At 39.4% G+C, this 13,409-nt stretch carries 11 protein-coding genes, 1 rRNA gene and 2 riboswitches; all 12 genes read right to left on the minus strand.

Annotation, left to right across the window (positions count from 1 at the left end):
• Nucleotides 1-211, minus strand: a 16S ribosomal RNA gene (locus ACOZ9X_RS20800); the annotation flags it as partial.
• A 310-nt stretch (nt 212-521) separates the two neighbouring features.
• On the minus strand, nt 522-1,955 hold the full coding sequence (locus tag ACOZ9X_RS20805) for a nicotinate phosphoribosyltransferase (RefSeq protein ID WP_423419780.1): 1,434 nt from the start codon (nt 1,953-1,955) through the stop codon (nt 522-524).
• 102 nt (nt 1,956-2,057) lie between these two features.
• Nucleotides 2,058-3,404 (minus strand): vWA domain-containing protein, encoded by a 1,347-nt coding sequence (locus ACOZ9X_RS20810; RefSeq protein ID WP_423419781.1) that lies wholly within the window; start codon nt 3,402-3,404, stop codon nt 2,058-2,060.
• A 30-nt stretch (nt 3,405-3,434) separates the two neighbouring features.
• The gene (locus ACOZ9X_RS20815) at nt 3,435-3,641 is read right to left on the minus strand and encodes a hypothetical protein (RefSeq protein ID WP_066391209.1); all 207 of its coding nucleotides are present in this window, start codon (nt 3,639-3,641) and stop codon (nt 3,435-3,437) included.
• 21 nt (nt 3,642-3,662) lie between these two features.
• A complete protein-coding gene (locus ACOZ9X_RS20820) occupies nt 3,663-5,336 on the minus strand; it encodes a transglutaminase-like domain-containing protein (RefSeq protein WP_423419782.1) in 1,674 nt (557 codons plus the stop codon).
• Between the two features lie 135 nt (nt 5,337-5,471).
• Complete coding sequence (locus ACOZ9X_RS20825; RefSeq protein ID WP_066391206.1) at nt 5,472-5,675, minus strand: hypothetical protein; 204 nt, start codon at nt 5,673-5,675, stop codon at nt 5,472-5,474.
• 24 nt (nt 5,676-5,699) lie between these two features.
• The gene (locus ACOZ9X_RS20830) at nt 5,700-7,076 is read right to left on the minus strand and encodes a VWA domain-containing protein (protein WP_423419783.1); all 1,377 of its coding nucleotides are present in this window, start codon (nt 7,074-7,076) and stop codon (nt 5,700-5,702) included.
• A gap of 548 nt (nt 7,077-7,624) precedes the next feature.
• Nucleotides 7,625-8,164, minus strand: coding sequence for a hypothetical protein (locus ACOZ9X_RS20835; RefSeq protein ID WP_423419784.1), 540 nt, complete (start codon nt 8,162-8,164; stop codon nt 7,625-7,627).
• 29 nt (nt 8,165-8,193) lie between these two features.
• Nucleotides 8,194-8,724 carry a hypothetical protein gene (locus ACOZ9X_RS20840; protein WP_423419785.1) on the minus strand — a complete coding sequence of 177 codons (531 nt, stop codon included), beginning with the start codon at nt 8,722-8,724 and terminating at the stop codon, nt 8,194-8,196.
• A gap of 127 nt (nt 8,725-8,851) precedes the next feature.
• The gene (locus tag ACOZ9X_RS20845; protein ID WP_423419786.1) at nt 8,852-9,598 is read right to left on the minus strand and encodes a prepilin peptidase; all 747 of its coding nucleotides are present in this window, start codon (nt 9,596-9,598) and stop codon (nt 8,852-8,854) included.
• A gap of 162 nt (nt 9,599-9,760) precedes the next feature.
• Nucleotides 9,761-11,059 (minus strand): NCS2 family permease, encoded by a 1,299-nt coding sequence (locus tag ACOZ9X_RS20850; RefSeq protein ID WP_423419787.1) that lies wholly within the window; start codon nt 11,057-11,059, stop codon nt 9,761-9,763.
• Between the two features lie 328 nt (nt 11,060-11,387).
• A riboswitch (purine riboswitch) is annotated at nt 11,388-11,489 on the minus strand.
• A gap of 103 nt (nt 11,490-11,592) precedes the next feature.
• The gene (gene guaA, locus ACOZ9X_RS20855; RefSeq protein WP_171005669.1) at nt 11,593-13,149 is read right to left on the minus strand and encodes a glutamine-hydrolyzing GMP synthase; all 1,557 of its coding nucleotides are present in this window, start codon (nt 13,147-13,149) and stop codon (nt 11,593-11,595) included.
• Between the two features lie 137 nt (nt 13,150-13,286).
• Nucleotides 13,287-13,388, minus strand: a riboswitch (purine riboswitch).
• Nucleotides 13,389-13,409 lie beyond the last annotated feature (21 nt).

Here is a 13,409-nt window from a genome sequence, read left to right on the forward strand (position 1 = left end):
ACTTTCAAAAAGAAGAAATGCTTCTTCTCTTATTATCCGGTATTAGCCCCGGTTTCCCGGAGTTATCCCCGTCTTACAGGCAGATTACCCACGTGTTACTCACCCGTCCGCCGCTAAATCAGAGGAGCAAGCTCCTCATCATTCGCTCGACTTGCATGTATTAGGCACGCCGCCAGCGTTCATCCTGAGCCAGGATCAAACTCTCCATAAAAGTGTTTGTCTTGCTCGATTTTAAAACTGACGGAATTAATTCTTAATTCCTTACCTATTTCTTTTGTTCAGTTTTCAAAGAACTTTTTTCTTTTACCGCGTCACTCTCTTAAAGCAGCGACAAAAACTATCTTACCACATATCTTCTTACGAAGCAACAACTTTTTTAAAAGTTTATGTTTGTTTTTGTCGAACGTTATGTAAGAAAAGCAACAACGTTTATTACTATATCAGCGATATGGCCGACCGTCAACGCTTTTTTTAAGATTTTATTAAAAAACCTCTTTTCATGTCGAAAAGAGGTTTGCTCGCTATAAAGAATACTTCTCTAAAAGGTCGTTTTTCGTCTGCCATACTTGAACAGATAGATCGACAAAATACTCTTGTGGATTCAATCTTCGTAAATGCTGAGGCCAAAATAAACCAAGCTGTTCTTGATGATAGCGCCGGATTTCTTCTAGATTCGGAAGGTCATATACAAGCTTTCCTTCTATATAGACAGGCTGTAGCAATTCTTCGGCAGTAAAAGAAGAAACCACTTTGCTTTTGTATGTGTGCACCGGATCAAAAAGTTTTAAATCTTTTTCAGGAAGCACCTCATCATCCATCGCTATGTAATCCGCTTCCGCTTTTCCTTTTGAATTAATAATGCGGTAGACCTTTTTATATCCAGGTGTTGTGATTTTCTCTACATTAGATGAAATTTTAATCGTGGGTACAAATTCTCCGTCCTCATATTTAGCGACAACCTTATAAACGCCTCCGAGCGCTGGTTGATCAGATGCCGTAATGAGTTGCGTACCAACTCCCCAGGAAGTGATTTTTGCACCTTGTGCTTTTAAATCCGAAATCACATCGTCGTCCAAGTCGTTACTCGCTACGATTTCAACATCTGTAAGGCCCGCTTTGTCTAACATTTTACGAGCTTGAATGGATAGGTAAGCGAGATCACCGCTATCCAAACGAATGCCTTTAAGTGATTTACCCGCCGCTTTCATCTTTAACCCAACTTCTATCGCGTTAGGAATTCCACTTTTTAATGTATTATACGTATCTACAAGTAGAACGCTTTGATTGGGAAGTGCTTCAACAAATCGTTTAAACGCCTCTTCTTCTGAATCGTGATCTTGAACCCACGCGTGCGCATGAGTTCCTTTTGTAGGAATACCAAATAGTTTTCCGGCACGCATGTTTGATGTTGCATCAAAGCCTGCAATGTATGCGGCACGCGCACCCCATATTGCGGCATCGGCTTCTTGGGCGCGGCGCGTTCCAAACTCCATCAACTGATCATCAGGAGTGACATAGCGAATGCGGGCTGCTTTCGTTGCGATCAAGGTTTGGTAGTTCATAAAATTAAGAAGTGCTGTCTCTAACAAGTGTGCTTCAAACACACGACATTTAATACGAATTAACGGCTCATTCGGAAAAACGACCGTTCCTTCTTTTACAGAGAATAACTCTCCCGAAAAATTAAAGTTCTTTAACTCCTCCAAGAAAGGTTCCTCATAGTGTTCTTCTTGTGTTCTTAAATAGTCGATATCTTCCTCTGTAAAATGAAGATGCTCCAAATAACGAATGATCCGCTCAAGTCCCGCGAATACGGCATAACCGCTTTTAAACGGATTCTTTCGAAAAAACGCTTCAAATACGCGAATGTTGTTGTGCGTTCCGTTTTTCCAATGGGCGTACATCATATTAATCTGGTACTTGTCTGTATGTAATGCTAAATCTTCATAGCTCATGTATGAGTCCCGCCTTTCTCTCTCTTCATTTTTCTCTATTTGTGTGGTTGTTAAACATAATAAAAGGCCCGATAAAAATATCGGGCTTATCCTAAACATATCCTATTGTGTTCTAGCTTCCTCCGCATATTCTTGGATCACCTTTACAGCACGATCTCTTTCTGCTGTTAGAGCTTCCTTCTTAGTCTCGTGTTTTTCTTTTGCATATTCCATGAGTTTTTCATTTCTTTCCCGAATCAGTTCATCCAACTTATTTATTGCTTCATCTGTAAGCTTTTCCTGATCTCTTAGATTCATCTTTACGTCTTGGAATAGAGACTGCTCATCCCTTATGCTATCAATAACTGAGTTTGTGTAAATTTTGCCGAGGTCCATAAACTTGTTTGAACTACTCCAGTTGATATCCGTAATATCCATAGAAGAATCCCAATTAATTCGTGTATTGTGCATCGCCTTCGACCAGTTGGAATCGACTTCATCAAACAATTCTTTTTGAGAGGAAACCGATTGGAATTCGCCTCCACCCGCTTCTGCTACTGCTTTTAGCTGTTTCTGACCTTCATTATCTACATCAAATCCGATGATGTTTACTTCTGCCTTGATGTTCGACTCATGTAACTTTTTCGCCGCTTCTACAGGATTTCCATCACATGTCTCAATCCCATCACTCACAATATATATGACGTTATTTCCTTCTTTCCCTTGAAGGTCCTTTTCTGCCGCTTCAATGGAAGCTGCAAGCGGTGTCCAACCGGTTGGCTTGAATTTAGCGAGAGATTGTTGGAAAGTTCCTTCATTATATGCGCCTAGAGGGTACATAACTTCCGTACTTTCACAAGATACCTTCTTATCTTTATCAGCGTTGCTTCCTTTATGTCCATAGACGCGCAGCATGACGTTTGCGTCTTCAGGCAATTCACCTGCAAACTTCTTCAATGCTTCTTTTGCCGCCGTCATTTTATCTGTTCCTGAAACTTTTCCTGCCATACTTCCACTTGCATCTAAAAGAATGGCAACATTAAGAGGACCTTGCTTCTTTTCCTTTCCGTCTTCACTTTCTTCTTGATACTTCTCATACGCCTCTACTTCTTCAAACGTAATGTCAAAGTCCTCTAACTCCTGAAACCCCGGCTGATGATTGGCAGCGAACCCAGCAACAATTCGGTTATAGGCTTCCTCAGCCTTCATACCTTTAGGATAGTTCTTTGTGATTCTGTTAATCTCTTTATCAAGAGCATCACCTTCAAGATCTTTTACCTTCTCGTTATACTTACCTGCACCCTGTTTCACCATCTCTCCAGGATCAGTAGGCGCTTTTTCAACCGTTTCTTTTTTAGGTTCTTTGTTCTTTTCATCAGTATCCGATGCTGTTTTTTCTGTTGAGCATGCGGTTAATAGAAGAACAAATAATAAAATTAGAGATAACCTTACACTAGATAAACGATTCATTTTTCTCTCCTTTTCCTTGATCATCATTCCTTAAGCTCTCATCTCTTCTTTTTCTCTTATCTTCTGGATATGGTTATGCTTCATAGCCGGCAGTGCCAGGACCACTGGAATAATAAAGAACGGAAATGATTCTTCTCCTATGAAAAAGAGAATCAAACTTAACGGTGCGACAAGCCCGTAGATTAATAGATATAGAAGGAAATAAACTCGTCTCCATCGCTTTTCTTTTTTGGACATATCGCACCTCATTCTTTAAAATTAAAACTCAATTTCTTTTTTCGTATGTGTTTTCTGAAACTCCGCTGGCTTTGGATCAAAGTATTCCATCGTAAACTTTGGAACGAACTTGTTATCCTGCAGGTAACCTGATCCCCATGTTGGGTCCATCGTTAACCAGCGCCCGTCCACCTTGGTCTCCACCCACGCATGATTTTGACCAGCAAACCCTGTTACCATTTGCGCTTCCATACCACTTGCACGTAAAAGAGCAATCGCTAAATACGCAAAGTCCTGACAAACGCCTTCTTTCTCGTCCAACGTTTTTACCGCACTGTCGTCAAACTCAAATGTTCGATAGTTTAGCTTGTCTACGTCATAGCTCACATTTTTCGCTACATACTCATAAACCGCTAGCGCTTTTTCTTTATCAGTTTTCTTATTTTTTGTTAGTTGTGCTGCTAATTTCTTAATCTCAGGAGCATCCGACTGAATCCCTCTAGATGGCAAGGTAAATCGTTGATCACTCGTATTGGTATTCTCAACCGTGAAATTTGCTACACCAACAAAGTATTGCATATATCCGTTCGTTTTTTGAAAATCTGGGGCCATTATGGACACATCGTACTTCCCAGGTCCAAAACGGAGGAAAAAATCTCCCTCAAATTTATTGTTCTTAACTGGGATCGCGTACATTGCTTTTAAATCGTCTTTCTCTGTCTGAACGAAAACGACATTCGTCTTGTTTGCATCCTCACCTTTAGGCTCAATTCTTCCTTTGATCTTGTATGTCAGATCCGCTTTCTCCCCGCCTACTTCAGGCGTCTCAAGCTTAAAGCCTTTTTCTTCGTAAGCAGTGGAGTATTTCACAGGTTCAGAGGATTTACTTGATAAATTCTTCACATATAAGTGAGCTGCATCCGTAAAATAGTCTGTCGATCCTTCTTTAGGCGTCATGATCTGAACCTCATGAACACCTGCACCATAATAAAGAGGAATTTTTTGCGTGAATTCCCCATTCTCAACTGGGACCATAATTTTGGTAGATTCACTTTCTTTTTTAAGCTCAACCATAAGCTGCTCCACATTAGAATCAGCAACCTCACCCTCTAGCTCAAAAGACCCATCTCTTTCCATATACCCATTTATGGAATTTTTTAACTTTAAATCATATTGAAACGCGTTCTTCGTATAAGCAACATCTCTCTTGATCTCAGGGTTTACGTTCTCTACATCAAATGAGGCAATATCGTAATAGTAATCTTCAGCCGTATCACTCGGCACACTTACTTTGACAGAATAATTTCCCTTTCCATTAAACAGCTGAACCCTTTGCTCAAACTTACCTTCATTTAAAGGAGCGTAATAGCTGAATTCTCGACCGTTCGGCCCGTCTTCATCACTCCTTACCTTGATCCATACATGATCTGACTTGAAGCTGTTATACTTTTTAGCCTTACCTTTAATGAGGACCGTTGAGTTTGCAGTAAACTCCTTGTACTTAGGGCTAGATAACGTCGCCTCCACTTTTTCTGCATATGGAAGTAGTTCTAGTTTCTCTAATTTGTCCTCTTTGTTTGCTTCCTCAGCGAGCGTTGTATACTTGTCTTTTTTCGCTTCTTGTACAGGTTTGGAAGAAAGTTTTTGGTCTGATGTGCAGGCGGTTAGCGCCAAAACCATTAGCATCAGAAGAAAACTGGTTATTTTGTTTTTCATTGAATAATCTCCTTTGATTATTTTTCAAAAAGAAAGAGATGGGGTTTCCATCTCACTCACACGACATTATTATATTTAAAAAAATATTACGCACTTCATTTGAAAAAGTTCCCAGTAAGATCGATATTTGTCCAACTATACATTTTGTTCCTTTTCACGAATGCTGTTTATATGATTCTTCTTCATCATAGGCAGACCTAAAGCTATACCCAACATCGCATACGGAAACCCTTCATTTCCACCTAACCACATGAAAAGATTATAAGGAACATATATACCATAAATAAAGATGTACATCATCATATAGAAACGACGCCATTTCTTTTCACTTTTTGACATCAAATTCCCCCTAGCTAATATTCTCTAATTAAGTTTGTATTTCTCGTTTATATCCTGCTTCATTTGTTCAAACGTTTTTTCGTTCATGGAATTTAAATAATTTTCTACTTCTAAACCTGACTTCTCAATAAACTCATTTAGTTTCTCTTCTTTATCTTTTAAAATCTCTCTTTGCTCTCTCGTTATATAATCTTCATTCGAAAGATAGGTAATTGAGCCACTAATATTATTAGATAGCTTCGTTTTTTTACTTTCCCATTCATTAGTAAAACCAAGAGCCTCAAAATAACGCTCTACTTTTATGGCATCCGCTTCTCTAAGAGAATCTTTCTTCCACTGTTCCCAACGTTTTGCTATTTCTTCAACTCGCTTAAATTCTTCCTTTAATTGAGTTTGATCGTTAATATCTGTATAGATTCCACCAGCTGCGGCAGCTACGTCTTTTAATTGTTTTTGTCCTTCCCCATCAACATTAAAGCCGATAACGTTAACGATTGGAGAAATATTAGAATCTACTAATTTCTTAGCTGCTGTAACAGGATCACCCTCACATGTTTCAATACCGTCACTCACTAGAAATATAATATTGTTATTCTTATCTGCCGGATATTTCGATAAATCTTTTTGTGCCTCTTCTAGCGCTAATGTGATAGGCGTCCATCCTTTAGGTTGAAATTGATTCAGCGCTTTATCGAACTCAGTCGCATTATAAGATGCTATAGGATAGACTAGATCTGAGCTCTCGCAAGACAGTTTTTTATCCGAGTCGGATCCACTCCCTTTATGGCCATATACTCGCAATCCCACGTTTGCTTTATCTGGTAAAGATTGTACGAAGTTATCAATAGCTTCTTTGGCTAATTCCATTTGGGTTTTACCTTTCACCTTCTTAGCCATAGAACCACTTGCATCTAATATAATTTCAACATTATAATTTTCTTTAAATTGAAATTTAGGGTCTTCAATTTCCGGGCTACCGAACGAATACAACTTCCACTTGTCAACAAGAGTAGCTGGATCTGTAAAGCCATTCCAATATAGGGCTACAAGGTTGTTGAAATACAAATCTAGCGTTTCTTCATTCGCGTCCTCGTCCAGTTTAGGCATATCTTTTAAAAGCTCTTCTTTCACACCACTCGTAGTATCATATACTTCTTCTCCAGCAAATTTTCCGTTTGGATACGCAAAAACCTCATTAATAGAAGTAGGAGCTGGCGGGATTTCCTTTTTTAATTTACTATCAGATTCTTTCGTTTCAGGCTTACTTTCTTTTTTAGTTTCTTGCTTCTCTTCCTTTTTTGAGTCTGCAGGTTTGTTCGCTTCTTCTGAGTTGGTGCATCCTGTGAATAGAGTTAGTAAAAGGAATAGAAACAATAATGTTTTCAAGTTTCTAAAACTCATTTAATACCATACCTCTCCTGTTTATACATACTTTTTTTGTTAAATAGAGTGTACATAATTTCGTCTGAAAATCTAGAGCAACTCACTATTTATGATGATAATTCCGAAGATCTTTCTCATTTATCATTTATTGTCCTGATACTCATTTTCTACAAAAATCAAATTAAAACAAAATCTATTAGTTATGTAAAATCTTTTAAAATTTTTCTATGCCAAAACTATCACAGAATTTCTAAGGTCGTCAACCTTCTAATTCCTTGCTATATAAAGGTTTATCGAACTTATCCACAACCTTCTTACTACCTTTTGCAATGTTCGACTTTTTCCGACACCTCCCCGAAAAATCCATACTAGGAATATCCTCACGTTATATATACATAAATATCCAATTTTACATTTGTTTTTTTCCTCTAATATTAAAAATATAAACCTGCAAATCACTAAATAAGCGCTTTTAACGATCAGAAGTAGATAAATTCTCTTAGGTAAAAAGAATTAAAATAAAAAAACACCTAAATCAACGTTTGGTGTTTTAAAAATTCTTTTCTCTATTTCTTTAACTTCCCTAGCCATCTCCACGAATAACTATAGTGCGTGGTATCATAATTCGTATTTTTAAGCTTTTTTTTCTCTCCAGGCTTTAAAGTAACGGTTTCAGTAACATGTTTAAAAACCTTTTTGTTTTGCCTGTTCTTAACCGTAATTTCAATTTTCCCATTATATGTATACTGCTTGTTGAAATTTGCTACATAGATTTTATAAGATGAAGACCATCTACCCTTCTCAGTGATAACAACAACCTCCAAGTTGTCATAAGATTCGTTGTCCTGATCTCCCCGATTTTCATATCTTTCTTCAAGTGTTTCAAATGCTTGATTCTTCGTGTGTTCATCCATTATATCTGCAACCTTCATAATTCCATTCATCGCTAGTAAACATGTCGCAATACAGCCAATCGCCCAATAAACACCTGTTCTCCTTCTACCTAACTTTTTATAGTGAACGAATGAGCTAATGGCTAAAATAAGTCCAAATGCAAAAGCTCCTATGTTAAACCAGAACACACCACTTAAATAGTCATTATCCATTTTTGTCCTCACCTTTTTAAAACTTCAATTTAATTAAGTTCACCTTTCCACTCCCAGGAATATGAATCGTACAGACTTGTCCCATCAAATTGATCTATTTGTTTCTTTTCCCCTGGTTTTAAAGTAATTTTTTTAGTTGTGTATTCCCCGTCAACTATTTTATTATTGATGATGGTTTTTATATAGACCTTTCCATGAAATGATACCTTTTTATTAAAATTAGCTACATAAATATAATGAGTATCTGGGCCCTTATTTTTATCAGTTTTAAGTGATAATTCCAGGTTAGCAAAAGACTCTTCTTCTTCCTTTCCTCTTTCTTCATTGTTTTTTTCCATTTGTGTATATGCAGCTTTTACTCTTTGCTCCTCTAAATAGTTCACGTACAGAATTACCCCATTAAAAAAAATCATAACTCCTATAAAGACAGCAGTTCCCCAGAGTTCAGCTCGAATTTGACTCACTTTTTCTTTCTTTTTCTTCTTGTAATAACCTATTCCAAATATTAATGCTAAAATGAACGCTAGTATATTCGTAAAAATAATTAACCACACTTGCAACGATACCTCCTAAATGAATCCCCTTTTATATGTATTCGTAATCTTCATTAACCTTCAAACTACTCTAATTTTCATATCCTACATACGCTCAACCCAAATCAAAGTTCCAACATAAAAAAAGTTGAGGTCAAAAGATCAACCCCAACAACTCTTCACTATAATAAAACGTCACTAACGCGCCGACCGCTAAATAAGGTCCGAACGGGATCGCGGTCTTACGGTTATATTTTTTCGTCACTAACCCTACGATTGCGACTAATACCCCGACGATTGACGCGACCATCAGTGTCAGATAAGCTCCTTGGAACCCGAGTACGAGTCCTAATACCCCCATTAGCTTAATATCTCCACCGCCGATTCCGCCTTTTGAGAGAACGGCTAACAACAATAAAAATAAAAACCCGAGCAGACTTCCTACGGCAGCGTCTACCCAGCCTCTAGGTTCAAAGATTACTTGTAACGCTAGGAACCACACGAAAAACACGATCAGCACTTTGTCCGAGATGATGAAGTACAACAAATCAGAAACGGTAATGATGGCGCATAATAAAACGAGTGAACAGGCTAACAACAATTCGATAGAGAACCCGTATTTTATGTATGAAAAACTATAAAGAGCACCTGTTGCGAGCTCCACCATCGTATATAAAAGGGGAATCCGCTTCTTACATGTTTTACACTTTGCGCCCGCAGCTACAAATGAAACGATGGGAAACAGCTCGTACCATTTTAGCTGCCTTTCGCAATGGTCACATTGTGAACGTTCTACACCTATTACCTTCATTCCCTTTGGCAGACGGTAGCCGATCACTCCGCCGAACGATGCTAAGACGGCTCCTACTACAAAAAACCACACGCTCCACATTGCTTCCATTTCCCACTTCTCCCTTAATCTACATTCTGCACACTATTATAATGAAGAAACTTATTTTTTGCATCTCTCTTCCTTAAAGTTATCGGCTATCTTTTTTATTTGTTTTCCTGATCATACAAAAAAGGAATGCCCGAAAACGGACATTCCTACGTATGTTTTTGTCTATTCGACTAAGAATACGAAATAGCTGATAAAGACGATGAAGAGAACCCACATGATCGGGTGAACTTCTTTGAAACGTCCTTTTACTGTCATTGTTAGTGGGTACATAACGAATCCTAATGCGATACCTGTTGCGATGCTGTATGTGAGCGGCATTGCGATTAGGGTTAAGAATGCTGGTACTGCGATTTCTAAACGGTCCCACTTGATCTTGCTTAGTACCGATACCATTAGCACGCCGACGATGATCAGTGCTGGTGCTGTTACAGATGGTGTTACGACAACTAATAATGGTGAGAAGAAAAGAGCTAGTAAGAACAATCCACCCGTAACAACAGATGTGAATCCTGTACGTCCACCCGCTGCTACACCTGAAGCAGATTCGATGTAAGCTGTTGTTGAAGATGTTCCAAGGATCGCACCAACTGCGATCGCGGATGAATCGGCAAGCAACGCTTTACCTGCACGAGGGAGCTTATTGTCTTTCATGATTCCAGCTTGTGATGCAACTGCCATCAATGTTCCTGCTGTATCAAAGAAATCAACGATAAAGAATGTTAGAACAACGATCATCATATCTACTGTGAAAATTTGATCAAAGTGAGAGAACGCTTGTCCGAATGTTGGTGCAAGGCTTGGAATCGCTCCTACGATTTGATCTGGCTTATTGATCAATCCAGCAAAGATACCAACTACAGCTGTAATCACCATTCCGTAGAAGATGCCTCCACGAACGTTTCGAATCATCATTAAAATCGTAATGATAAAACCAAAGATAGCAAGTAAAGTTGGTCCTTTTGTTAAATCGCCAAGGGAAACAAGTGTTGCTTCGCTCGGTGCGACGATTCCTGCGTTTTTCAATCCGATAAATGCGATGAACAGTCCGATACCGGATGCTGCAGCAAATTTCAGATCTTCTGGGATTGCGTTTATGATGGTTTCACGAATTTTAAATAATGTAATAAAAATAAAGATAATTCCAGACATCAATACGCCAGCAAGTGCTGTTTGCCACGGGATATCCATGACTAAGACTACGGAATATGCGAAGAAAGCGTTAAGTCCCATACCTGGAGCAAGTGCGATCGGATACTTCGCTACGATCCCCATGAAAAGTGTTCCTAGGGCCGCTGCAAGTGCAGTTGCCGTGAACACGGCACCTTTATCCATGCCCGCATCGCCTAGTACGGATGGGTTAACGAATAAAATGTAAGCCATCGCAAGGAACGTTGTTAATCCCGCTGTTGCTTCTTTTTTGTAAGAAGTGTTGAACTCCTTGAAACCAAAATACTTTTCCATCTATATATCCCCCTATACCCTGTCTACGTATAAAGCTTCTCTTTAAAAGTCGCTCATGACTCGAGGTGTTTGACCTGTTCTTCATTGACTAGTTGATTGTAGCGTAAGGTGCGAGACTCCTGTGGGACAAGCGGTCAGGTGAGACACTTAATGGCGCAAAGCGGCAAGTGGCTCACCGCCTGCCCCACGGAAAGCGAAGCACCTGGAGCGGAAATCAACTACTTCCAAAAACAGCTATGTTCAAACAAAAAGACCCAAGGGACAAGCCCTTGGGTCTGAATACGTAAGAGTTAATGAAACGAGGACTATGCAAAGAGAGCATGTGCGCCATGTTTCAAAAATCCTTCGTAGTCAGACCATTTACGGCAGTCTGGTAGAAACTTTCGGGCCATATCCCCGAATTTATACGTAGGAAATACATTTAATTTTTAATTACTTCTGTAGTATAGGTCGAACTTTGTCGTACGTCAAGCGTTTTTACGAATGATTTTATGTTATTTTACGATAATCGTTCGTGTTTTTCGCTTTCAAACCTATTCCCACTCGATCGTTGCTGGTGGCTTAGACGTAATATCGTACACCACGCGGTTGATGTGATCGACTTCGTTTACGATACGAGTAGAGATCTTTTCAAGAACGTCCCAAGGGATACGTGCCCAGTCAGAAGTCATTCCATCGATTGATGTTACGGCACGGATACCGATCGTGTAATCGTACGTACGAGCGTCACCCATAACACCAACACTACGGATGTCAGGTAGGACAGTGAAATATTGCCACACTTCACGCTCTAAGCCTGCTTTTGCGATCTCTTCGCGAAGAATGAAATCAGACTCACGAACGATCTCTAATTTTTCTTCTGTAATCGCACCAAGTACACGGATTCCTAGACCAGGGCCTGGGAACGGCTGGCGCCAAACGATGTGTTCAGGAATGCCAAGCTCTGTACCTACTTTACGCACTTCATCTTTAAAGAGTGTGTTAAGAGGCTCGATCAATTTGAACTGCATGTCTTCAGGAAGTCCGCCAACGTTATGGTGAGACTTGATGGTTTGTGCAGTAGCTGTACCGCTCTCTACAATATCTGTGTAAAGCGTACCTTGTGCAAGGAATTCGATGCCTTGAAGGTTTGATGCTTCTTCATCAAATACGTAGATGAACTCGTTACCGATGATCTTACGCTTCTTCTCAGGATCAGAAACACCTTCAAGCTTGCTCAAGAAACGTTCTTTCGCATCGACTTTGATGATGTTAATATTGAATCCTTCGCTGAACGTTTTCATAACTTGATCTGCTTCATCTTTACGAAGAAGTCCGTGATCAACGAAGATACATGTTAATTGGTCACCGATCGCTTTATGAACAAGTACGGCAACAACAGATGAGTCAACGCCACCTGACATCGCGCAGATGACTTTTTTGTCGCCAACAACGTCACGGATCTTTTGAATTTCGTCTTCGATCCAGTTTTCCATTGTCCAGTTGCCTTCACATTCACAAACAGATTTTACGAAGTTATCAAGAAACTCGATACCGTACTCTGAATGACGAACTTCTGGGTGGAATTGTACGCCGTAAAGTTTACGAGATACATCACTCATCGCCGCTACAGGGCAAGAAAGACTTGTTGCATCCGTTACAAAACCTTCTGGTGGTGCAACAACTAAGTCACTATGGCTCATCCAAACTACTTGTTGTTCTGGAAGCTTTTCATAGAGCTTGTTCATGTTTGTTACTGTGATCTCTGCTTTACCGTACTCACGGTGGCTCGCGCGCTCTACTTTACCGCCGAAGTGGTAGCTCATCAACTGCATACCATAGCAGATACCAAGCACTGGGATATCCAGATCAAAAATGGCTGGATCACAAGCAGGTGCTCCTTCTGCATAAACAGAGTTAGGTCCACCAGAGAAGATGATTCCTTTTGGATTCATTTTCTTTATATCTTCCGCCGTTGTCGTGTGCGGATGTAATTCACTGTATACTCCTAAGTCACGGATACGACGTGCAATCAACTGATTATATTGTCCACCGAAATCTAACACAACGATCATTTCACTCATTACGTGCAAATCATTCGTTACGCTCATGTACTTCACCCCATCTATTATTATCAGCTATAGTATCCGTCAGCTTGTCTATCTTTACACTTTCTTTATAAAACAAAAAGAATTCAACCCTTGTTTTCCACATACAAAAACAAAGGCAGAATTCCTTAAAATGTAGCTATAAAGAATCCTGCCTTCATAGTCAGGTCATTTTCGGCAACCCGGTAGAGACTCTCGAACCTTATTATCGAGGATATACGAAGGAGAATAATATCTGACACTATAATCTTAAAGACATTCTA

Origin of the sequence: Fictibacillus nanhaiensis, assembly GCF_049537595.1 — a bacterium.
GTDB classification, from domain to species: Bacteria; Bacillota; Bacilli; order Bacillales; family Fictibacillaceae; genus Fictibacillus; species Fictibacillus nanhaiensis_F.

Bases quoted from the DNA above. Each gene is read 5' to 3' on its own strand.
- ACOZ9X_RS20835 (WP_423419784.1), bottom strand. From the start codon at position 8,164: ATGGATAATGACTATTTAAGTGGTGTGTTCTGGTTTAACATAGGAGCT.
- ACOZ9X_RS20825 (WP_066391206.1), bottom strand. From the start codon at position 5,675: ATGTCAAAAAGTGAAAAGAAATGGCGTCGTTTCTATATGATGATGTAC.
- ACOZ9X_RS20810 (WP_423419781.1), bottom strand. From the start codon at position 3,404: ATGAATCGTTTATCTAGTGTAAGGTTATCTCTAATTTTATTATTTGTT.
- ACOZ9X_RS20805 (WP_423419780.1), bottom strand. From the start codon at position 1,955: ATGAGCTATGAAGATTTAGCATTACATACAGACAAGTACCAGATTAAT.
- ACOZ9X_RS20845 (WP_423419786.1), bottom strand. From the start codon at position 9,598: ATGGAAGCAATGTGGAGCGTGTGGTTTTTTGTAGTAGGAGCCGTCTTA.
- ACOZ9X_RS20850 (WP_423419787.1), bottom strand. From the start codon at position 11,059: ATGGAAAAGTATTTTGGTTTCAAGGAGTTCAACACTTCTTACAAAAAA.
- ACOZ9X_RS20820 (WP_423419782.1), bottom strand. From the start codon at position 5,336: ATGAAAAACAAAATAACCAGTTTTCTTCTGATGCTAATGGTTTTGGCG.
- ACOZ9X_RS20815 (WP_066391209.1), bottom strand. From the start codon at position 3,641: ATGTCCAAAAAAGAAAAGCGATGGAGACGAGTTTATTTCCTTCTATAT.
- guaA (WP_171005669.1), bottom strand. From the start codon at position 13,149: ATGAGCGTAACGAATGATTTGCACGTAATGAGTGAAATGATCGTTGTG.
- ACOZ9X_RS20830 (WP_423419783.1), bottom strand. From the start codon at position 7,076: ATGAGTTTTAGAAACTTGAAAACATTATTGTTTCTATTCCTTTTACTA.